We start from the raw sequence: 21,104 nt of genomic DNA on the forward strand, positions 1-21,104 counted from the left end.
TCAGGTGAGCCCCAGGGCCGGCATCAGGTAGTAGAAGGCGAACACCGCCGAGACCACGTACATGGGCACCGGGATCTCGCGGGCCCGGCCGGCCGCCAGCCGCAGCACGGTGAAGGTGATGAAGCCCATGCCGATGCCGTTCGTGATCGAGTAGGTGAACGGCATCATCAGCATTGTCACGAACGCCGGGATCGCGATCGTGTAGTCGGCCCAGTCGATCTCCTTGATCGAGTTCGACAGGATCAGGAAGCCGACCGCGATCAGCGCCGGCGTCGCCGCCTGGGAGGGCACCATCGTGGCGACCGGGGTGAGGAAGAGCGCGACGGCGAAGAGGCCGCCCGTGACCACGTTCGCGAGGCCCGTGCGGGCGCCCTCGCCGACACCGGCCGTGGACTCCACGAACGCGGTGGTGGCCGAGGAGGAGCCGGCGCCGCCCGCCGCGACCGCCAGGCCGTCGATGAACAGGACCTTGTTGATGCCCGGCATGTAGCCCTCGGCGTCGGTCAGCTTCGCCTCGTCGCTGACGCCCATGATCGTGCCCATCGCGTCGAAGAAGCACGACAGCAGGACCGTGAAGACGAACAGGACGCCGGTCAGCACGCCGACCTTGGAGAAGCCGCCGAACAGGCTGACCTGGCCGACCAGGCCGAAGTCGGGGGTGGCGACCGGGTTGCCGGGCCACTTCGGGACGGTCAGGCCCCAGGACGGGATCGTGGTGACCGCGTTGAGGATCATCGCGAGGACGGTCATGCCGACGATCGAGATCAGGATCGCGCCCGGCGTCTTGCGGACGATCAGCGCGAAGGTGAGCAGCACGCCGAGGATGAAGACCAGCACCGGCCAGCCGTGCAGATGGCCGCCCACACCGAGCTGGACCGGGACGGTGGTCTGCGCGGCGTCCGGCATGCGCGTGATGAAGCCGGAGTCGACCAGGCCGATCAGCATGATGAACAGGCCGATACCGATCGAGATCGCCTTGCGCAGCCCGAACGGCACGGCGTTCATCACGCGCTCGCGCAGGCCCGTGGCGACCAGCAGCATGACCACGAAGCCCGCGAGGACGACCATGCCCATGGCGTCCGGCCAGGACATCCGGGGCGCCAGCTGCAGCGCGACGACCGAGTTCACGCCGAGGCCGGCGGCGAGCGCGATCGGCACGTTGCCGATGACGCCCATGAGGAGCGTGGTGAACGCGGCCGTCAGCGCGGTCGCCGTCACCAGCTGGCCGTTGTCCAGGTGGTGCCCGTACATGTCCTTCGCGCTGCTGAGGATGATCGGGTTCAGCACGATGATGTACGCCATCGCGAAGAAGGTGGCGAGACCGCCGCGGACCTCGCGGGCGACGGAGCTGCCGCGCTCGGAGATCCGGAAGTAGCGGTCGAGCGCGCCCTGAGCGGGCGCACCGCCCGGGATTTCGGGGGTCGGGACCTTGGCGGGTGCCGAGGTGGACATGCGTTACCTCATCACCGACGGGGTTCCCCCGAGCCCCGTTGGAGTTTCGTACGAACAGAAGTGGACACAGACAAACGGTTTCAGTATGAAGGTATGAGTCATAGATCGCTATCTCCGCGCGTAGACCTGATCGCCTCGTAAGCTGTGCCGTATGGCCAAGTGGACCCCCAAGCACGAGGCGCCGGAGCCCCTGGAGGGCCCCGTGGCCGCCACCATCACCGGCGGGACGATCGTCTGGTTCGCCCTCTTCCTCGTGCAGCTCCCGTTCTACGGCTGGTTCGAGGACCACGGGCACCTGTGGTGGCTGTGGACCTGCCTGGCCGGGGGCGGGCTGGGGCTGATCGGCATCTGGTACGTCAGGAGGCGGGACGCCGCGATCAAGAAGGCGGCGGACCTGCGGTCGACGTCGGCTCATTAGCTCGGTCGGCCGGAAGGCCATCAGCTCGGTCGACCGGAAGGCGGGCAAGGGGACAAATCGGCACGTACCGTCGATGGCATGAGCCATATCGACGCGGGCGCCGAACTCGACCCCGTGCACCCCATGGCCCTGCCCGTGAGCCGGCCGACCGGGCTGACCGACGCCGAAGTGGCCGAGCGGCGTGCGCGCGGGCAGATCAACGACGTACCGGTGCGCAGCAGCAGGTCGCTGGGCGAGATCGTCCGGGCCAACGTCGTCACCCGGTTCAACGCGATCATCGGCGTGCTCTGGCTGATCATGCTCTTCGTCGCGCCGATCCAGGACAGCCTCTTCGGCTTCGTGATCCTGGCCAACACCGGCATCGGCATCGTCCAGGAGTGGCGGGCCAAGCAGACCCTCGACGCGCTCGCGGTGATCGGCGAGGCCCGGCCGACGGTGCGCCGCGACGGCACCGCCCTCCCGGTGGCCGTCCACGAGATCGTGCTCGGCGACCTGATAGAGGTCGGGCCGGGCGACAAGGTCGTGGTCGACGGGGTCTGCGCGGAGGCCGACGGGCTGGAGATCGACGAGTCGCTGCTCACCGGTGAGGCGGACCCGGTGGTCAAACGGGCCGGCGACCCGGTGCTGTCCGGCAGCTTCGTCGTCGCGGGCGGCGGCGCCTTCCAGGCCACCAGGGTCGGCCGCGAGGCCTACGCGGCCCGGCTCGCCGAGGAGGCCTCCCGCTTCACCCTGGTCCACTCCGAACTGCGCACCGGCATCTCCGCGATCCTCAAGTACGTCACCTGGATGATGGTCCCGGCCGCGACCGGGCTCGTCGTCACCCAGCTCGTCGTCAAGAACCACGGACTCAAGGACGCGGTGGCCCGCACGGTCGGCGGCATCGTCCCGATGGTCCCCGAGGGGCTGGTGCTGCTCACCTCCGTGGCCTTCGCGATCGGCGTCATCCGGCTCGGCCGGAAACAGTGCCTGGTGCAGGAGCTGCCGGCGATCGAGGGGCTGGCCCGCGTCGACACCGTCTGCCTGGACAAGACCGGCACCCTCACCGAGGGCGGCATGGACGTCACCGAGCTGCGGCCGCTGGGCGGCGCCGACGAGGCGTACATACGCAAGGTGCTCGGCGCGCTCGGCGAGTCCGACCCGCGCCCCAACGCCTCCCTCCAGGCGATCATCGACGCCTGTCCGGACAGCGACGACTGGCGCTGCGTGGAGTCGCTGCCGTTCTCCTCGGCCCGCAAGTACAGCGGGGCCGCGTTCAGCGAGGCCGACGGCGATTCCAGCACCTGGCTGCTGGGCGCCCCCGACGTCCTCCTCGCGCCCGGCGACCCGGCCCTGGCGGAGACCGAGCGCCTCAACGAACAGGGGCAGCGGGTGCTGCTGCTGACCCGCACGAACCGCGACCTGGACGACCCCGACCCGGCCCGCGGCGGCCGCCCCACCGCCCTCGTCGTCCTGGAGCAGCGGCTGCGGCCCGACGCCGCCGACACCCTGCGCTACTTCGCGGAGCAGAACGTCCGCGCCAAGGTCGTCTCCGGCGACAACGCGGTGTCGGTCGGCGCGGTCGCCGGCAAGCTCGGCCTCGCGGGGACGGCCGTGGACGCGCGGCGCCTGCCCGCCGACCGGACCGGGATGGCCGAGGCGCTGGACCGGGGGACGGTCTTCGGGCGGGTCACCCCGCGGCAGAAGCGGGACATGGTCGGGGCGCTGCGGTCGCGCGGGCACACGGTCGCGATGACCGGCGACGGCGTGAACGACGTACTCGCGCTGAAGGACGCCGACATCGGGGTCGCCATGGGCTCCGGCTCGGAGGCGACCCGGGCGGTGGCGCAGATCGTGCTGCTGGACAACAGCTTCGCGAGCCTGCCGTCGGTGGTCGCGGAGGGCCGCCGGGTGATCGGCAACATCACCCGGGTGGCGACGCTGTTCCTGGTGAAGACCGTCTACTCGGTGCTGCTGGCGGTCCTGGTGGTCTGTGCCCAGGTCGAGTACCCGTTCCTGCCCCGGCACCTGACCCTGCTGTCCACGCTCACCATCGGCGTCCCGGCGTTCTTCCTGGCCCTGGCGCCCAACAAGGAGCGGGCGAGACCGCACTTCGTGCGCCGTGTGATGCGGTACGCGGTGCCGGGCGGGGCGGTGGCGGGGGCGGCGACCTTCGTGACGTATCTGATCGCCCGCGGCGTCTACACCGGAGGCGGCCGGCTGGGCGCGCAGACCAGCGCGGCGACGCTGACCCTCTTCCTGGTCTCCCTGTGGATCCTGGCGATCATCGCCCGGCCCTACACCTGGTGGCGGCTGGCCCTGGTGGCCGCGATGGGAGCGGCGTTCCTGCTGGTGCTGGCCGTGCCCGCGCTGCAGGACTTCTTCGCGCTGAGGCTGGTGGGGCTCACGATGCCGTGGACCGCCGTCGGCATCGCGGTGGTGGCGGCGGCCGCCCTGGAATGGCTCTGGAAGTGGGGCGGCCGCCGTTTTCCCGACTAGGCCGGGGCTACTTCACACCGACGTACACACCCGTGGCGCTGACCGCCGGGGTGGTCGTGGTGCCGGCGAAGGAGTAGCGCCAGTAGCCGCTGTAGTTCGCGGTGGCGCTGGTCTTCAGGTTGCCGTAGGAGTCGGTGTACACCGTCTTGACCGTGGTGTATGTGGTGGTGCCGGCCTTGCGGAACTGGAGCTTGACCGGCTGGTTGGCGTAGCCGTGGTACAGGTTGTCGTCCCAGTTCGCGCGGGAGAGCTTGCCCGACACCGTGAAGGTCTTGCCCTTGTAGACGGACGTCGAGCTCACGGTCGTCGTCAGCTTGGAGTAGCGCTGCACCAGGGTGGTGCCCAGGCCGCTCTGGTCCTTGTAGCCGACCTTGCTCATGTCGGGGTTCTGCTGGTCCTGGCCGTTGAAGGCGACGGCCTCGACGGCCACGTTCCAGGTACCCGCGTCCGCGCTCTTCGGGTCGGCGTCGGCCGGGTAGATGTTGATGTAGCCCGTGCAGGTGGCGGTGGTCGACGTGACGTCCGTGCAGCCGGCCGGGTTGTCGCCGTACAGCTCGGGGGCCGTGTCGCTGTAGGAGCCGTGGTAGAGGAAGGCGTCGGTGTAGAAGTCGCTCGCGTGGATGTCCACGTCCGAGCCGTGCGTCAGGGTGTACGTGTACTTGGCGCTGACCTCGTTGGTGGTGCCCACCTTGATCGCCTTGGCGATGGACACGCTCGAGAAGCTCACGTTCAGCGTGTAGGGGGTGCCCGAGTCGGTGACGGCCTGGGCGGCCGGGACTGCGAGGGCGGTGAGGGCCAGGGCGCCGGAAGCGGCGGCCACGACGGCACGTATGCGCATGTGCGTTCCCTTGGAGGGAGAAGTGATCGTGGAGTCGGTCGACTCACGCGATCAGATCCACGGGGGCTGCCGTCGGTTGTACGGCTGGAGCCCCCGCGGACCGGATTTTGTGCCGCGCTTACCGATCCATTACTGCACGTCGACGTAGTCGCCCGTGGCGTTGACCGCCGGGGTGGTCGAGGTGCCCGCGAAGGAGAAGCGCCAGTAGCCGTCGACCGAGGCGGTGGTCGTCGTCTTCAGGTTGCCGTACGAGTCCGACTTGATGGTCTTCAGCGTGGTGTAGGTGCTGGAGGTCTTCTTGCGGAACTGCAGCTTCACGGACTGGTTGGTGTAGCCGTGGTAGGCGTTGTCCTCCCAGTTGGCCCGGGACAGCTTGCCGGTGACCGTGATGGTCTTGCCCTTCTTCACCGGCTCGGGGGAGGCGTTGACCGTCAGCTTGGAGTAGCGCTGGACCAGCGTGGTGCCGAGGTCGCCCTGGTCGGCGTAACCGACCTTGGTGATGTCGAAGTCGGAGCTGCTCGGGTCCTGGCCGTTGTACGCGATGGCGAGGGCGCCGCCGTGCCACGTGCCGGCGTCGGAGTTCATCAGCTCGCCCTCGGCCGGGTAGACGTCGATGTTGCCCTTGCAGCTGGCGGTGGTCGACGAGGTGGGCGTGCAGGTGGCCGGGGCGTCGCCGAAGAGCATGTTGTCCGGCGTGTCGTACGAGCCCTTGTAGATGTAGGGGCCGGTGACGAAGTCGTCGGCGCTGATGTCGACGTCCGTGCCGTGGGTCATCGTGTAGGTGACCGTGGTGGCGACGTGGTTGGTCGTGCCGACCTTGACCGCGCCGGCGATCTTGAAGTCGGAGAAGGTGACGTCCATCGCGTACGGCTCGTCGGTGTCGCTCGAGGCGGCGAACGCGGTCTTGCCGGAGGAGGCGCCCTGGGCGGCCTCGCGGATCTTGAGGATGTCGGCCTTGGAGGGCGTCGCGGAGCCGCCGGCGGCCTGCGCGGCAGGCACGACGAGGGCGGAGAGGGCCAGGGCGCCGGAGACGGCGGCCACGGTGGCGCGAATACGCATGCGTTCCCCTGTGTGGAGAAAGTGGACCCGAGGTCCAAAGTGATCAAGGAGTCAGTCGACTCACGGCATCAGACCCGCGAGGGAATCGACTGGTTGTACGACGGAAGCCGGGAGTTTCCGGCGGCTTCACCGCACGGCTGCCGCACGTTCGGCATCACGGGCGGCGCTCACCGCCGCGACGGCCGAGGCGCCCGCGCGGGAGAGGCGTGCCGGAGCCGCCGGCCGGCGCGGCCGGGACGGCGAGGTGCCGCCGGCGACGGCGGTGGTGGCGCTGATCCGCATGTGTTCCCCTGCGTGCGTGGCGATGGCTGAGTCCGGTGACTGCGGTGGGTCAGACTCGGCACGCAGGGGAACGGTTGTACGGAAGTTGAAGAAGTTGTAAGAGATTTCCGGAGGCGGTCGCCGGGGCGCCGTCAGTCGAACCAGCGGTCCCGGGCCAGCTCCTGTGTCCGTGACGGGTCCTCCAGCAGGGCCGCCACCTCGAAGCGCCGGGGCCACTGTCCCGCCGCCCACGCCAGCCCGGCCGCGACCCCCTCCAGGGTGGCCGCGTGGAGCACGCCGTCGTCGGTGAGCCGCCAGTCGATCTCCACGCCGTCCACCACGAGTTCGTCGTGCTCCACGTACGTCCCGGGCGTACGCGGCCCGAGCAGCACCCGCACCGGCTCCGGCACCTCGTGCTCGGTCCCCTCGGAGTGCACCTCGCCGGTGACGGACTCGCTCAGCCGCCGCACCTGGAACAGCTCCGCCAGCTCGGCCGCGCGGGACGGCCGTACCGGCAGCAGCGGGATCCCGGCGGTGAACGGCAGCAGGTCGGGCGAGTCGACCACGACCGCCTCCGCCGCGTCCACGACCTCCACCCGGCCGTCCACCACGGCCCGCAGCTCCTCCGGCAGGGTCACCTGCTCGGGGTCCATCTCCGCCAGCGCGCCGTACAAGCCGTGCAGTTGTGCGGGGGTCACGGTGCGCGCGGGGTCGGCGAGCCGGTCCAGCAGCTCGGCGGCGCCGCCGGGCTCGTCCAGCAGGGCCGCGACCGAGGTGCGCACGCCCAGGGCCCGCAGCACCTGCTCGTCCTCGAACCCGGTGGCGTCGGCCTCGTCGTACAGCCCGCGCAGCAGCGGGTCCCCGCCGGCGGCGAGCAGCCCGGCCGGGCGGCGCCCGTCGAGGACCGGGTGCCCGCGCAACCACCACGCGGTGTACGGCCGTACGGTCTCGTGGGTGCCGTCGTGCAGCAGGATGCGGACCGGCTGGGTGAGCGCGTCCCGCAGCGGGGGCTGCGCGAGCAGGGCGAGGGCCTCCGGCCAGCGGTCGTCGTCCACCAGGTCCAGGTCGCGCACGGCGACCAGCTCGGTGGCGACCGGCGGCACCGGGCTGTCCGGGAAGCGGTCGAGGATGTCCTCGCACCACACGTCGACGGCGTCCAGCAGACCGGCGTCGTCGGGCTCGGCGAAGTCGCTCTCCCGGGGCTCCAGTTCGTCCGGGTCGAGGACCACGTCGGTGGCGCGGACCAGCGCGAAGTTCGCGAGCACACCGCAGGCGGTCAGCGGCTGCTCGCCCCACTTGTCGGCCAGCTCCCCGTCCACGGCGGCCAGTTCGCCCTCGCGGATCACCCGGGCGAAGGGGCTGCCGGGCAGGACGAGTTCACCGGCGGGGGCCAGTTCGCCGTCCTCGTCGGGCAGGGCGAGCGCCCCCAGCCAGGGTTCGTCGCCGGGCTCGAGGGCCGCGTCGCGGACCAGCGCGAGGACGGTGTCGGCCAGTTCCTCCGCATCCGGGGCGTCCTCCTCCCATCCCCCGATGCCGCCCTCCTCGTCCAGCGAGGCGGCGACGGCGGCGCGCACCTGCGGGGTGGTGAGCACGGCGCGCGGAGTGGCGGGCAGCGCGCCCAGCTTCTCCAGCAGCGGGTGCGCGGCGTCCTCGTGGGCCACCTTCAGGCCGAGCCGCCCGAGGACGTCGGCGTCGATCCGGGCGGCGTCCGGGGTGGGCAGCAGGACCTGCCGGGGCCCGATGGCGGTCCGCCTGTCGGCGAGCGGCACGGGCAGCCCGGACAGCCGGTCGGGGTCGACCCCCGCGAGGCTGTCGTAGAGCCGCCACCACCAGCCCGGGTCCTTCTCCAGGCCCGCGAGCCGGTCGATGGCGTCGGCGAGCCGCAGCCGGGCCACCCCGAGGGTGCGCAGCTCGGCGCGCCGCTCGAGTCCGGCGGGCAGCAGGGTGGGCAGCACCTCGGCGAGCACCCGCACGGTGTCCGCCCCGGCGCCCTCCACGACCTCGGCGTCCCGGGGCCGCAGCGCCTGAGGCAGCTCGTGGTCGTCGTCCCGCGCGACGACGGCGGGGGGCAGGAAGGCGGTGCGCGGCAGCCGCTCCAGCACGGCCTGCCGCAGCGCGCCGTCCAGTTCGCCCTTGCCGAGCGGTCCCGGCACCAGGTCGATGATGCCGTCGGTCACCGGCCGCCAGTCGGCGAGCAGTTCGGTGTAGGCGTCGGCGGCGCGCTGCACCAGGAAGTCGGTGAGCGGCCCGGGAGCGGTGTGCCGGCGGGTGGTGTCGAGCGGGAAGGAGGCGATGAGCAGGGCGGGGACGCCGAGCGGCTCGTCGCTGGGGGTCGGCGCGTGCACGACGGGCGTGGTCCGGGGCCGCACCGGCCGCCCGTCCGCGTCCTCGGGTACGGCCCAGGTCACCGACCAGTGGGGGCGCAGCCGCTCCTCCACGGGCCGGTCGGCGAGCAGGTCGGGGGTGAGCGGGCCGTGCGCGGAGGCGGTGCGCCACCGGGTGGCGCCGGCGCGGGAGTCCTCCACCACGACGACGGCGCCCTCGTCGCGGCGGCGCAGGGTGCGCTCGGCGCCGCCGCCCTCGATGACGACCTCCGCCAGGCCGGGCAGGGCGAGGAGCAGCGCGTCGTCGACGGCGTTCAGCAGCCGCTCGGCGAGATCGGCGGCGGCCGCGTCCCGCAGGGGCAGGATGACGGCGGTGTCGTACGGGTCCGGGGCGGTGCCCTCGGCGGCGAACGGCAGCCGGAGCAGCGGCACATGGCCGTCCCGGCGCCGCACCTCGTCGCCCAGCCCCGGGCTGTGCCGGGCGGTCTCGGCGGCCATCTCCCGTGCCTCGCCGAGCGACCAGCGGACACCGCCGTGCCGCCCCACGATCGCGGGTTCGTCGGTCACCGCGAGCACGGCGGCGAACCCGACCCCGAACCGCCCGACGGCACCCTGGGTGACCTCTGTGTCCCGCTTGGCGGAGGCGCGCAGGGTGGACAGCGACTCGACACCGGCCGCGTCCAGCGGGGCGCCGGTGTTGGCGGCGACGAGGACGCCGTCCCGGAGGGTGAGCCGCAGCCGCCCCGGCACCCGCGCCCGGGCGGCGGCGTCGGCGGCGTTCTGGGCCAGCTCGACGACGAGCCGGTCCCGGTAGCCGCCGAGAACCAGGTCCTCCTCGGCGTTGGCGTCCTCCCGGAACCGGGCGGGGCTGGTGGCCCAGGCGTCGAGGACACCACGGCGCAGCCGGGCCGTCCCGAACGGATCGGCACCCTCAGCCGCCGGCCGCACGTACTTGCTGCTCACGTTCACACTCCTCATCACGCGTGAGGACGAAGGTACAGCGCGCGAGGGGAAGAACGGCCGCCGCCGGGTCACGCCCCCGGGCGGGCCCGGGCACGATGCCGACGGGCCGAGGGCAGGACCCCGACGGCGGGGGACACGAACCCGGCCGGGGCCGGGGTGGGTGGGGGGCGGCCCTGTTCCGGCTGCCGGACGCCGGCACAGCTCCGGGCGGTCACCCGGTCACGCCTGCCGGATCCGCGTGGCGGAGGCCGGCGAATCCGCCGGTTGACAGGCCGACGCCAGAACCGCTCCGCCCGCAACGGCAATCCGGCCGGTGGCCCCGGCCACCCCCACCACCCCGCACACCCACCGGCTTCTCGCCGCGAAGCCCGGCGAATCCGCCGGTCAACGGGCGCACTCAGGCACTGCCCCAGGCCGGCAGTCGGCCGTGACGTCGGCTGATCGCGGCGGAGCCGGGGTCAGGAATGCCCCAGTTCCGCCGTGTCCTCGTCGCCCGTTTCCGGGACCGAGCCCGAGTCGCGGGCGGGGCGGAGGGGGAAGGGGTCGACGCGGGTTTCGTCGATGACCGGCGGGGCCGGCTGGGGCGGCTTCGGCATGACGGCCGCCTCGGAGTGGCCGCCGCAGCCGTAGGCCAGGGAGACCACATGGCCGTCGGCGGGCGAGAACTCGTTGGCGCACACGCCGAAGGCCTGGCCCAGGGAGCCGCCGATGGGCGCCAGGAAGCCGCACGTCATACAGGTCGCCGGGGCCGCCTGGGCCATCGCGGTCTTGGGGCCGTACGACTCCTCCCAGCGGTCGGCGGCGACGTGCAGGCCGTAGCGGGACAGCACCCGGGCCCGGCGCATGCCCAGTTCCTCGGCGACGGCGGCGATCGAACCCCGGGACGGGGCCGTGGGCTGGGCGGCGGGCGCGCCGGGGGTGACGTCGGCGTCCTCGGCCTCCGCCAGCTCCGCCATCTCCTGGGAGACGACCGCGTTCGGCGTCGGCTCGTCCTCAGCCGTGTAGCCGGGCTCCAGACGCAGGTCGTCCTGGTCGGTGGGGAGCAGATCGCCGGGACCCAGGTCGCCGGGCCGCAGCCGCTCGCTCCACGGCACCCACTCGGGAGCGAGCAGGGCGTCCGGGCCGGGGAGGAGGACCACCTCGTCGAGCGTGACAATCTTGGCGCGGGAGGCGCGGGCCACGGTCGCCGCCCAGCGCCAGCCGCGATAGCCCGGCTCCTTGCACTCGAAGAAGTGCGTGACAACGCGGTCGCCCTCGGAGACGAGGCCCACGTGCTCCCCGACCACACCGGGAGCGGCGGCCTCCTCGGCGGCGGCTCGGGCGAGATCGACCGCCTCGGCGCACAGACGGTCGGGGGTGCGGCTTCGCGTTGTCGCTGCGCTCACAGGTATCGCTTCTCTCCTACGCCGTCTCGTCGAGGGCGGCTGCCTGAAGGCGGGCCTGCCGACGGAGCGGACCTGGGGACCGCATCGACGTCATGCATCCGCGCGCTCGGGCGCACCTCTGCCATCCATTCTGCGTTATGGCTGAGATAGGCACGCTACACCGAACAAGATTCCTCGCCGCCACGCGGGATTCCTTCCCGCCCGCCCATCGGCCTCTTCCGCGCGGTACGGCACTATCCCACCGCTTCTCAGGGCACTATGAACCACGTGGCGACCGCGGACAGGCGTGGTGTTCGAGGTGGCGGTGCGAGCCGGGCCGGTGGCGCCGTCCGTTCCGTCGGGCGTGCCCTGCACGTCCCGGTGACCGGGGCGGCGCGCGGGATCCGCAGAGCCACGCACGCCCACGGGGCGGGTGAGTCGGGCCTCGGCAAGCTGATCGAGCTGCACGCCGTCAACGGCGCGGGCGACGTGATGGTCACCGTGGCGCTCGCGTCCACGGTGTTCTTCTCCGTGCCGACCGACGAGGCCCGCGGACGGGTCGCCCTGTATCTCGCCATCACCATGGCGCCCTTCACCGTCCTCGCCCCGGTCATCGGCCCGCTCCTGGACCGGCTGCCGCACGGCCGGCGCGCCGCCATGGCCGGCGCCATGCTCGCCCGCGCCCTGCTGGCGCTGGTCATCTCGGGCGCCGTGGCGAGCGGCAGCCTGGAGCTGTATCCGGCCGCGCTCGGCGTGCTGGTCGCGTCGAAGGCGTACGGCGTGGTGCGCAGCGCGGTCGTACCGCGGCTGCTGCCGCCCCGGTTCTCGCTGGTCAGGGCCAACTCGCGGGTGACCTTGGCGGGGCTGCTGGCCACCGGGGTGGCCGCGCCGGTCGCCGCCGGGCTGCACCGGGTCGGCGATCCCTGGCCGCTGTACGGCGCCTTCCTGATCTTCGTCGGCGGGACGTTCCTGTCGTTCTCGCTGCCGCCCAAGGTGGACTCCGCCAAGGGCGAGGACGTGGCACTGCTCGCGGCCGACGAGCAGCATCTGCACGGCACGCAGCGCGGGAAGGACAAGGAGGGGATCAAGCGGCCGGGGCTGCGGACCGTGGGCCCCGCCGTCACGCACGCGCTCGGCGCCAACGCGGCCCTGCGCTGCCTGTCCGGCTTCCTGATCTTCTTCCTCGCCTTCCTGCTGCGCGAGCACCCGCTGACCGGGGAGAGCGCGGCGGTCTCGCTCGGGGTGGTGGGGGTCGCCGCCGGCGCGGGTAACGCGCTGGGCACGGCCGTCGGCTCCTGGCTCAGGTCACGCGCCCCGGAGATCATCATCGTGGCCGTCGTCGCGGTGGTGCTCGGCACGGCGATCGTGGCCGCCGTGTTCTTCGGCGCGTTCCTGGTGGCCTGTCTCGCGGCCGTCGCCGGGTTCGGGCAGGCGCTGGCCAAGCTGGCCCTGGACGCGCTGATCCAGCGGGACGTGCCGGAGCTGGTGCGCACCTCGGCGTTCGCCCGCTCGGAGACGCTGCTGCAGATGGCGTGGGTGTTCGGCGGCGCCGTCGGCATCGTGCTGCCGCTGGACGGCACCGTCGGCCTGCTGATCGGCGCGGTGTTCGTCGCCGTCGGCTGGCTGACCACCCTCAAGGGCCTGCTCGCCTCGGCCCGGCACGGCGGCCGGCCGCACTCCCGGGTCGCCTGACCTGCCGGGGGATGGCGAACCGGCGGCGTCTCACCGGGCAGGGGCACGGCTGGCGTAACGAACCGGGCACGCCGCACCCCACGTGGGCGGACGGATCGGGGCGCCCGATAGCCTTCGGCTATGACCATGCTGCCCCGCGGCGAAGCCGCTGATGTACACCGGGCTGTGCGCCGCCGCCGCGCCGTCGCCGCCGCCGGCCTCGTCTCCGCCGGACTGCTCGCCCTGTCGGCCTGCGACAAGCCGACGCCCGTCGCGACGGTCACCGTCGGCGACAGCTCGGTCAATTCCGAGGCCACCTGCTACAACGACGGCAAGGCACTGGACGCCAAGTCGCTGACGACGTGCGTCAAGAACGTCGGGAACGCCAAGTCGATCAAGGTCGACCAGGACGAGACGGTCCGCATCGGCGTCGACCCGAAGATCGCGGACACCGGCTGGGTGCTGCTGGTCAACGGCCAGCAGTTCACCGACGTCAGCAACAAGACCTACCGCACCATTCCGGGCAGCGCGTTCTTCAACCAGCAGTACGGCACCCAGGGCGACACCAACACCGTCACCATCCGGATGGGCTCGAAGTCCAACCAGGGCATGTGGTCGTTCAAGCTGAAGAAGGCCTGATCACGGCCTTGGCACGCGTCCTCGTGGCCACCGCGGTCCCCGTCGAGCGGGACGCGGTGGCCAGGGCGCTTCCCGGGGAAGCGGCCGAGGTACGGCTCCCCGGCGCGCTGCTGTGCCGTACCGCCGGCTGGGATCTGCTCGCCGCGGGCGTCGGCCCGGCCCTCGCCGCCGCCTCCACCGCCGGCGCCCTGACGGCCGCCGCCCTCGAGGGCGCCCCGTACGACCTGGTCGTCTGCGCCGGGATCGGCGGTGGCTTCCCGCCCGAGGCGCCCGTCGGCTCGCTGGTCGTCGCCGACGCGATCACCGTGGCCGACCTGGGCGCCGAGACCGCCGAAGGCTTCCTCCCGGTCACCGAGCTGGGCTTCGGCACCGTCACCCACCGGCCGCCGCAGGCCGCCGTGCGCCTGGTGTCCGAGGCGACCGGCGCCCGCACCGGCACGGTCCTCACCGTCTCCACCGTCACCGGCACCGCCGCCCGCGCCGCCGCCCTGCGCGCGCGGCACCCGGGCGCGCTCGCCGAGGGCATGGAGGGCTTCGGGGTCGCCGAGGCCGCCGCCGCGCACGGGGTGCCGGTGCTGGAGATCCGCGCGGTGTCCAACCCGGTCGGCCCCCGCGACCGCGCCGCCTGGCGCATCGGCGACGCCCTCACCGCCCTCACCGAGGCGTTCGGGAAGCTCGCCCCCGCACTGGAGAGTTGGAAACCGTATGACCGCTGAGCCCTTGCAGATCGCGTACTCCCCCTGCCCGAACGACACCTTCGTCTTCGACGCCCTCGCCCACGGCCGGGTCCCCGGCGGCCCCGCGCTGGACGTGACCTTCGCCGACATCGACATCACCAACGGCATGGCCGAGCGCGGCGAGTTCGACGTGCTGAAGGTGTCGTACGCCGTCCTGCCGTACGTCCTCGGCGACTACGCGCTGCTGCCGTGCGGCGGCGCGCTCGGCCGGGGCTGCGGGCCGCTGGTGCTCACCCGGGAGCCGGACGTCGACCTGACGGGCCGTACGGTCGCGGTGCCCAGCGAGAAGTCGACGGCGTACCTGCTCTTCCGCCTCTGGGCGGCCGACACCCTCCCGGCAGGCGTCGGCGAGATCGTCGTCATGCCGTTCCACGAGATCATGCCGGCCGTCCGGGACGGCAAGGTGGACGCCGGGCTCGTCATCCACGAGGCCCGGTTCACCTACCAGAACTACGGGCTGCACAAGCTCGCCGACATGGGCGAGCACTGGGAGCGGACCACCGGACTGCCGATCCCGCTCGGCGCGATCATCGCCAGGCGCTCGCTGGGCGCGGAGCGGCTGAACCGGCTCGCCGACGCCGTCCGCGCCTCCGTACGGGCCGCCTGGGACGACCCCGAGGCGTCCCGCCCGTACGTCATGGCGCACGCCCAGGAGATGGACCCGGCCGTGGCGGACCAGCACATCGGGCTGTACGTGAACGAGTTCACCGCCGACCTCGGCGAGGACGGCTACGCGGCGGTCCGCGGGCTGCTCACACGCGCGGCGGCCGAGGGGCTGGTGCCGCCCCTCGGCCCGGCTGCGCTCGCTTTTCCGTAGTACGGCCGGCTGTCTCCCGTACGGCTAGACGTCCAGCTGGTCGGCGACCGCGCGGAGCAGACCGGCGATCTTCTTGCCGGAGGCCTTGTCCGGGTAACGGCCCTTCTCGAGCATCGGGGTGATGTTCTCCAGGAGGGTCGTCAGGTCCTGCACGATCGAGGCCAGCTCGTCCGGCTTCCTGCGGGTGGCGGCGGCCACCGACGGGGTCGGCTCCAGGACGGTCACCGACAGCGCCTGGTCACCGCGCTGACCGGCGACGACGCCGAACTCCACGCGCTGTCCCGGCTTCAGCGCGTCGACTCCGGCGGGGAGAACAGAGGAATGGACGAAGACGTCACCGCCGTCGTCGCGGGAGAGAAAGCCGAAGCCCTTCTCACTGTTGAACCATTTGACACGCCCGGTCGGCACCGTCTGTCCTCGTCCTCGTACTAGTTGGGGAAACTGCTTCGAAAGTGCTCTTGATAGCACTAGAGCGGGTCGTCCATGACCCGCCGCTACCAAGGCTAATGGTCTCGGGGCGGGTGACAAGACGTCCCCCGGTTGTTCCCTCGCGCTGGGAACTACCCTGGTCCGGTGCGTGACAAAACCCAAACGAATTCCGCCGCACCCGGTGACGGGCTGATCCGCGCCGGTGCGATCGTCTTCTTCGCCGGGGCGCTGGCCACTGCGGTCACGGTGGTTCCGCTGTTCCTCGGCACGAAGCCTTTTCCCACCTACATGTACGGCCTGAGCATGCTCATGGCCGTCGGTTTCCTCCTCGCGGGCGCGGGCGTCCTGCGGGCGGTCGCCGCGGGCCGCCGTCAGGCGCGCGAGGCCTCGGCCTCCCGGTAACCGGCCAGCCACGCGGGGAAGGCGGACAGATCGTCGAGGACGACGTCCGCCCCGGCGGCGCGCAGTTCCTCGGCGGGGCAGGGCCCGGTCGCCACGGCGACCGACAGGGCTCCCGCCGTACGGGCGCCGCGCACGTCCCCGACGTGATCGCCGACGTACACCCCGGCGGCGTACTCGCGCAGCGCCTCCGCCTTCCGCTCGGCCCACAGGTCGCCCACGACGACGTCCGGCTCGATGCCCAGGTGGCTCAGGTGCAGCTTGGCGTTGGGCTCGTACTTCGCCGTGACCACCATCGTGCGTCCGCCGGCCGCCCGCACCGCGGCCATCGCCTCGCGGGCGCCGGCCATCGCGGGGGTCGCGGCGATGGCGTACGCCGGGTACATCTCCCGGTACAGGTCGGCCATCTCCGGCACCCGCTCCTCCGGGAACCAGTTGACCAACTCCTCGGCGAGCGGCGGCCCCAGCCGCGTCACCGCCAGATCGGCATCGATGAACGCCCCGGTCCGCTCGGCCAGCGCCGTGTAACAGGCGTGGATACCGGGCCGTGAGTCGATCAGGGTCATGTCGAGGTCGAAGCCGACGGTGAATGTCATATGGGTCATTGTGTCAGGGGGCATCCGGGCGGACGCCGCCGACCGACGGCCCACCCCGGTCAGCCGTTCAGCGGGGGCGCTGGGAGCGCGGATTCGGGCAGACGCCGGCCAGGGCGGGGTGTCCGGGCGGACGCCGCCGGGCAGGGATCGCCCCCGGTCGGCGCCTCAGCGGGTGCGCTGGCAGCGAGTGTCCGGGCAGGACACCGGCCAGGGAGGGATGTCCGGGCGGACGCCGCCGGCCGATGGCCCATCCCGGTCGGCGCCTCAGCGGGTGTCCGAGCAGACGCCACCGGCCAACGGCCGCCCCGGTCGGCGCCTCAGCGGGTGTCCGAGCGGAAGCCGCCGGTCAACGGCCCACCCCGGTAAGCCGCTCACCGGGGGCGCTGGGAGCGGATGTCCGGGCAGACGCCGGCCATGGCAGGGAGTCCGGGCGGACGCCGCCGGCCGACGGCCCGCCCGGGTCGCCGCCTCAGCGGGTGTCCGAGCAGACGCCACCGGCCAACGGCCGCCCCGGTCGGCGCCTCAGCGGGTGTCCGGGCAGACGCCGCCGGCCGACGGCCCGCCCCGGTAAGCCGCTCAGTGCGTGCGCTGGGAACGCCGAATCGGGCGGACGTCGGCCATGGCGGGGTGTCCAGGCGGACGCCGCCGGGCAACGGCCCATCCAGGTTGCCGCCTCAGCGGATGTCCGGGCAGACACCGCCGGCGAGCGGCACTTCCGGGTCGGCGGCTCAGCGGGGGCGCTGGGAGCGCCATGCCAGGAACAGCGCCGAGGCGATCGCCGCTCCCCGTACCACCCACGGCCATGTCCCGGCGACCGCGTCGTTCATGTGGCCCTGCGGGATCGGGGCGCCCCAGCGGCCGTTGACCCTCCCCCACAGCCAGACCAGCCCGGCGGCGACGGCGGTGCCGGGCAGGACCATCACGGCGACCTTGGTCTCCGCGGGGGTCAGCCGCCGGGAGCCGTAGGCGATCACCCAGCCGAGGAGCAGGGCGAACCAGTTGCCGAGCACCGCTCCCGCGACCAGCGCGGCGGCGGCCAGCAGCAGAAGGGGGTTGGTCCAGCCGGTGGCCGGGCGGGGCACCAGGCGCCGCCGCCCGGCGGGCTCGGCCTCGGGCTCGGTGGCCTCTTCCGGCTCGGCACGCTCCGCCGGCGCCTTCTCCTTCGGCGGGCGCCTGAGCAGCTCCGGGATCTCCACCCCGCCCACGAAGCCCGGCACCGAGTCCGTCTCCGCCGAGACGCCGAACGGATTCCCGCCGACCCTCCACCAGTCGGGCTGTACGGCGCTGCCCCCCAGTTCGTGCGCGGGGGCCAGGTGCGGCGGCGACGCGGCGTCGCGCGGGACGGAGGGCGCGGGCGCCTGTTCGGTCCCGGAGGGACGCGGGCGGGGTACGACCCGGCGCAGCCCCTTGCGGCGCTCCCCGGCCCCCTCCCTGTCACCGCCCGCCTGCTCCTGCGTCGGCTTCGGCCTGCGCTTCGGCTCGGGCGGCGCGGGCTGTACGGGCACGGCGGCGGACGGCGGCTGCGGAACCCGGCCGGCGCCGGACCCGCCGCCCGCGGCCGCCACCACCTCGTCCGGGCTGCCCAGCCGGTCCAGGATGCGGCGGACCGCCGCGGGACTGTCGACCGTCGCCCTGGCCCGGTGCCGCTCGATCTCGCCCCGCAGCTCCGAGACGAGCCGCATCCGCGTGCCCGACGGCAGCTGCCGTTGCTGAGCGATGTCTCCGACACGGCTCAGGTACTCGTAGACGACCTGGTCGCTCTCGATCCCCAACGCAAGCCCCTCCGGGGTGGCGGCGATGAAACCCCGTGAGGACCGTAGCGCAGAGAGGTGTCCGCCAGCCCGTACCGCTCCCGGGGCGCCCCCCTCGGGGGCGGCAGCCGCTACCGTGGGTCAGATGAGCCAAGCGGCCCACCCAGCACCCCGTTCCCTCGCGGAAGCGCTCCGCGCGCGGGACGACGCCTCCCTGGCCGCGCTGCTGCGCAGCCGCCCCGATCTCGTCACGCCCGTCCCGACCGACCTGACCCAGCTGGCCACCCGGGCCGGCACCCGGGCCTCGGTGCTGCGGGCGCTGGAGCGGCTCGACCGGTTCGCGCTGCAGACGGCGGAGGCGCTGGCCGTGGCCCCGGACCCGGCGTCGTACGACACGCTGCTCGGCCTGATGGCCGGGGACGCCCGGGACGAGACGATCGCCGCCGCGCTGCCGCACGCCCTCGGCACCCTGCGCGAGCAGGCGCTGGTGTGGGGCGACGACGACCGGCTGCGGCTGGTCCGCACGGCCCGCGAACTCCTCGCGCCGTCCCCGCAGCACCCCTCCCCGACCGGGCTCGGCCCCACCGTGCAGGAGGCCACCTCGGGCATGTCGCCGGGCCGGATCCAGGAGATCGTCATGGCGGCCGGGCTGCCCTCGACCCATGACTCGGTGTCCGCCGTGGCCGCGCTCACCGCGCTGTTCTCGGACCGGAAGAAGATGGCGAAGCTGCTCGCCGACGCCCCCGAGCCCGCCGTGGAGGTGCTGTCGCGGCTGGTGTGGGGGCCGCCGTACGGGCAGGTCACCCCGGAGCCCGCCGCGCATCTGCGCTGGCTGCTGGACCGCGGTCTGCTGCTGCCGACCGCACCCGGCACCGTCGTGCTCCCCCGCGAGGTGGCCCTGCACCTGCGTCAGGGGCGCGCCCACCGCGCACCCGAGCCGCTGCCGCCCGCCGTCGAACCGGCCGCCACCCACAGTCCGCAGGTGGTGGACGCGACGGCGGCCGGACAGGCGTACACCGCGCTCGCCACGGTCGAGGAACTGCTGAAGGACTGGGACGAGGGCGGCCCGGCGGTCCTGCGGGCCGGAGGCCTGAGCGTCCGGGACCTGAAGCGGACCGCCGTGGCCCTGGACGTGTCCGAGCCGGTCGCCGCTTTCTGGGTGGAACTCGCGTACGCCGCCGGTCTGATCGCCGCCGACGGCGAGGCCGACGAGCGGTACGCGGCTACGCCCGCCTACGACGAGTGGCTGGAGCGGCCCGCCGCCGAACGCTGGGCCCGTCTCGCCGAAACCTGGCTGGCGGCCACCCGGACGCCGGGGCTGGTCGGCGGCCGGGACGCGAAGGACCGTACGCTCGCCGCGCTCGGCCCGGGCCTGGACCGCTCGGCCGCGCCCGAGGTACGGCACCGGGTGCTGACCCTGCTGGCCGGGCTGCCGACGGGCGCGGCGCCCGGCGCCGACGCGGTGCTGGCCCGCCTGCGCTGGGAACGCCCCCTGCGCGGCCCCCAGCAGCGGGGCGCCGAGGAGGACCTGCGCACCCGCCTCGCCCGCTGGACCCTGTCCGAGGCGGAACTGCTGGGCATCACCGGCCGCGGCGCCCTGTCGACACACGGCCGGGCCCTGCTGGGCGCCCCGGCGCTGGGTGCGGGCACATCGGACACGTCCCGCACGACCGCCGGCACCGCACAGACCGCCGCCCACCGTTCGTCGACCGCCACCGGCGCCACGCCCGGCAGCCCCGGCACCACCCGGGCCGCCGCCGGGCCCGCCGAGTCCTCCCGTCCCGCCGAGTCCTCCCGTCCCGCCGAGTCCTCCCGTCCTGCCGAGTCCTCCGGCCCCGGTGACAAGCTGCCCGTGCATCATCACCACCGGCCCGCGCCCGTCCTCGCCCCGCTCTCTTCCGCCGAGCAGGCCGTGGCGACGGCTGCCGCCGCCCGGTTGCTCGCGCCGCTGCTCCCCGAGCCGCTGGACCACGTCCTGCTCCAGGCCGACCTGACGGCAGTGGCGCCGGGGCCGCTCCAGCGCCCCCTCGCCGATGTGCTGGACGTGCTCGCGGACGTCGAGTCCAAGGGCGGCGCGACCGTGTACCGCTTCACCCCGGCCTCGGTGCGCCGCGCGCTGGACGCCGGCCACACCGCAGCCGACCTGCACGCCTTCCTCGCCCAGCACTCCCGCACCCCGGTGCCGCAGCCGCTCGCCTATCTGATCGACGACGTGGCCCGCAAGCACGGCCATCTCCGGGTCGGCGCCGCCTCGGCCTACGTGCGCTGCGACGACGACAGCCTGCTGAACGAGATCCTGGCCGACAAGCGCGCCGCCGCCCTGCGCCTGCGCCGCCTCGCCCCGACCGTGCTGGCCACCCAGTCCGACCCGGCCGCGCTGCTGGAGGGCCTGCGCGCGATGGGCTACGCACCGGCCGCCGAGTCCGCCGAGGGCGACGTCCTGATCGCCCGGGCCCACGCCCACCGCACCCCGCCGCGCACCGCGCCCGAGCCGGTCCCGGACGGACCGCCGCCGCCCGACGCCACGCTGCTCTCGGCGGCGATCCGCGCGATCCGGGCCGGCGACCTGGCCGCCACCACCCCGCGCAAGCCCGCCGGCGAGCCGCTGTCGGGCGGTGAACCTCCCCGCACCTCCTCCGCCGAGACCCTGGCCACCGTGCAGGCCGCCGTACTGACCGGCGCGTCCCTCTGGATCGGCTACGTCAACGCCGAGGGCGCCGCCAGCCAGCGCGTCATCGCCCCGGTCAAGGTGGAGGGCGGCTTCGTCACGGCGTACGACCACACCGCGGACGAGGTCCGCACCTACCCCCTGCACCGGATCACCGGAGTGGCGGAGCTGGCGGAGGACTGAGGGTGATCGCCGCCGGGTGCGGCACACTGGATGTTTGGCCCCGTCCAGCCGTTCGGAAAG

17 protein-coding genes are annotated in these 21,104 nt (G+C 73.5%); 8 read left to right on the plus strand and 9 right to left on the minus strand.

Going from position 1 to position 21,104, the window contains the following annotated elements; translation table 11 throughout:
* A complete protein-coding gene (locus AB0950_RS25455; RefSeq protein WP_361993789.1) occupies positions 1 to 1,452 on the minus strand; it encodes an NCS2 family permease in 1,452 nt (483 codons plus the stop codon).
* 151 nt (positions 1,453 to 1,603) lie between these two features.
* Here AB0950_RS25455 and AB0950_RS25460 point away from each other — a divergent pair, with 151 nt between their 5' ends.
* Positions 1,604 to 1,870 carry a DUF2530 domain-containing protein gene (locus tag AB0950_RS25460; RefSeq protein ID WP_366779479.1) on the plus strand — a complete coding sequence of 89 codons (267 nt, stop codon included), beginning with the start codon at positions 1,604 to 1,606 and terminating at the stop codon, positions 1,868 to 1,870.
* Positions 1,871 to 1,948: 78 nt separating this feature from the next.
* Positions 1,949 to 4,345, plus strand: a complete 2,397-nt coding sequence (locus tag AB0950_RS25465) for an HAD-IC family P-type ATPase (protein WP_366779480.1) — start codon at positions 1,949 to 1,951, stop codon at positions 4,343 to 4,345.
* 7 nt (positions 4,346 to 4,352) lie between these two features.
* Here AB0950_RS25465 and AB0950_RS25470 read toward each other — a convergent pair whose 3' ends face one another.
* From AB0950_RS25470 to AB0950_RS25490, 5 genes are all read right to left on the minus strand, one after another.
* Entirely contained in the window at positions 4,353 to 5,183 is an 831-nt protein-coding gene (locus AB0950_RS25470; protein ID WP_366779481.1) for a hypothetical protein, read from the minus strand.
* Between the two features lie 129 nt (positions 5,184 to 5,312).
* Positions 5,313 to 6,242: a hypothetical protein gene (locus AB0950_RS25475; protein WP_360160202.1), complete on the minus strand. Its 930-nt coding sequence runs from the start codon at positions 6,240 to 6,242 to the stop codon at positions 5,313 to 5,315.
* Positions 6,243 to 6,368: 126 nt separating this feature from the next.
* On the minus strand, positions 6,369 to 6,524 hold the full coding sequence (locus tag AB0950_RS25480) for a hypothetical protein (protein WP_360160203.1): 156 nt from the start codon (positions 6,522 to 6,524) through the stop codon (positions 6,369 to 6,371).
* A gap of 131 nt (positions 6,525 to 6,655) precedes the next feature.
* Positions 6,656 to 9,805 (minus strand): molecular chaperone Hsp90, encoded by a 3,150-nt coding sequence (locus AB0950_RS25485; RefSeq protein ID WP_366779482.1) that lies wholly within the window; start codon positions 9,803 to 9,805, stop codon positions 6,656 to 6,658.
* Positions 9,806 to 10,248: 443 nt separating this feature from the next.
* Positions 10,249 to 11,175 (minus strand): DUF3027 domain-containing protein, encoded by a 927-nt coding sequence (locus AB0950_RS25490; protein ID WP_360160205.1) that lies wholly within the window; start codon positions 11,173 to 11,175, stop codon positions 10,249 to 10,251.
* A gap of 267 nt (positions 11,176 to 11,442) precedes the next feature.
* Between AB0950_RS25490 and AB0950_RS25495 the strand changes: the two genes are divergently transcribed.
* The 4 genes from AB0950_RS25495 (at position 11,443) to AB0950_RS25510 (ending at position 15,018) form a co-directional block, all read left to right on the plus strand.
* Positions 11,443 to 12,846, plus strand: a complete 1,404-nt coding sequence (locus AB0950_RS25495) for an MFS transporter (protein ID WP_360160206.1) — start codon at positions 11,443 to 11,445, stop codon at positions 12,844 to 12,846.
* Positions 12,847 to 12,966: 120 nt separating this feature from the next.
* Complete coding sequence (locus AB0950_RS25500; protein WP_360160207.1) at positions 12,967 to 13,464, plus strand: DUF2771 domain-containing protein; 498 nt, start codon at positions 12,967 to 12,969, stop codon at positions 13,462 to 13,464.
* 23 nt (positions 13,465 to 13,487) lie between these two features.
* Positions 13,488 to 14,180, plus strand: a complete 693-nt coding sequence (locus AB0950_RS25505; protein ID WP_360160223.1) for a futalosine hydrolase — start codon at positions 13,488 to 13,490, stop codon at positions 14,178 to 14,180.
* Positions 14,170 to 15,018, plus strand: a complete 849-nt coding sequence (locus AB0950_RS25510; RefSeq protein ID WP_366779483.1) for a 1,4-dihydroxy-6-naphthoate synthase — start codon at positions 14,170 to 14,172, stop codon at positions 15,016 to 15,018. Before AB0950_RS25505 ends, AB0950_RS25510 begins: the two co-directional genes overlap by 11 nt.
* Before the next feature lie 24 nt (positions 15,019 to 15,042).
* Here AB0950_RS25510 and AB0950_RS25515 read toward each other — a convergent pair whose 3' ends face one another.
* Positions 15,043 to 15,426: a cold-shock protein gene (locus tag AB0950_RS25515; protein WP_360160209.1), complete on the minus strand. Its 384-nt coding sequence runs from the start codon at positions 15,424 to 15,426 to the stop codon at positions 15,043 to 15,045.
* A gap of 165 nt (positions 15,427 to 15,591) precedes the next feature.
* Here AB0950_RS25515 and AB0950_RS25520 point away from each other — a divergent pair, with 165 nt between their 5' ends.
* Complete coding sequence (locus AB0950_RS25520; protein ID WP_360160210.1) at positions 15,592 to 15,849, plus strand: hypothetical protein; 258 nt, start codon at positions 15,592 to 15,594, stop codon at positions 15,847 to 15,849.
* On the opposite strand, the gene AB0950_RS25525 is transcribed toward AB0950_RS25520, so the two are convergent.
* The gene (locus AB0950_RS25525; RefSeq protein ID WP_360160211.1) at positions 15,819 to 16,442 is read right to left on the minus strand and encodes an HAD family hydrolase; all 624 of its coding nucleotides are present in this window, start codon (positions 16,440 to 16,442) and stop codon (positions 15,819 to 15,821) included. The two genes, AB0950_RS25520 and AB0950_RS25525, sit on opposite strands and share 31 nt — an antisense overlap.
* 728 nt (positions 16,443 to 17,170) lie before the next feature.
* Positions 17,171 to 18,214 (minus strand): hypothetical protein, encoded by a 1,044-nt coding sequence (locus AB0950_RS25530; RefSeq protein ID WP_366779484.1) that lies wholly within the window; start codon positions 18,212 to 18,214, stop codon positions 17,171 to 17,173.
* A gap of 124 nt (positions 18,215 to 18,338) precedes the next feature.
* Between AB0950_RS25530 and AB0950_RS25535 the strand changes: the two genes are divergently transcribed.
* Positions 18,339 to 21,044, plus strand: a complete 2,706-nt coding sequence (locus AB0950_RS25535; RefSeq protein ID WP_366779485.1) for a helicase C-terminal domain-containing protein — start codon at positions 18,339 to 18,341, stop codon at positions 21,042 to 21,044.
* Positions 21,045 to 21,104: the final 60 nt, after the last annotated feature.

It is taken from the genome of Streptomyces sp. NPDC007189, assembly GCF_040703635.1.
Lineage (GTDB): Bacteria > Actinomycetota > Actinomycetes > Streptomycetales > Streptomycetaceae > Streptomyces.

Coding starts and splice junctions, on each gene's coding strand:
- AB0950_RS25455 (WP_361993789.1), bottom strand. CDS start 1,452: ATGTCCACCTCGGCACCCGCCAAGGTCCCGACCCCCGAAATCCCGGGC.
- AB0950_RS25460 (WP_366779479.1), top strand. CDS start 1,604: ATGGCCAAGTGGACCCCCAAGCACGAGGCGCCGGAGCCCCTGGAGGGC.
- AB0950_RS25465 (WP_366779480.1), top strand. CDS start 1,949: ATGAGCCATATCGACGCGGGCGCCGAACTCGACCCCGTGCACCCCATG.
- AB0950_RS25470 (WP_366779481.1), bottom strand. CDS start 5,183: ATGCGCATACGTGCCGTCGTGGCCGCCGCTTCCGGCGCCCTGGCCCTC.
- AB0950_RS25475 (WP_360160202.1), bottom strand. CDS start 6,242: ATGCGTATTCGCGCCACCGTGGCCGCCGTCTCCGGCGCCCTGGCCCTC.
- AB0950_RS25480 (WP_360160203.1), bottom strand. CDS start 6,524: ATGCGGATCAGCGCCACCACCGCCGTCGCCGGCGGCACCTCGCCGTCC.
- AB0950_RS25485 (WP_366779482.1), bottom strand. CDS start 9,805: ATGAGGAGTGTGAACGTGAGCAGCAAGTACGTGCGGCCGGCGGCTGAG.
- AB0950_RS25500 (WP_360160207.1), top strand. CDS start 12,967: ATGACCATGCTGCCCCGCGGCGAAGCCGCTGATGTACACCGGGCTGTG.
- AB0950_RS25510 (WP_366779483.1), top strand. CDS start 14,170: ATGACCGCTGAGCCCTTGCAGATCGCGTACTCCCCCTGCCCGAACGAC.
- AB0950_RS25525 (WP_360160211.1), bottom strand. CDS start 16,442: ATGACATTCACCGTCGGCTTCGACCTCGACATGACCCTGATCGACTCA.
- AB0950_RS25535 (WP_366779485.1), top strand. CDS start 18,339: ATGAGCCAAGCGGCCCACCCAGCACCCCGTTCCCTCGCGGAAGCGCTC.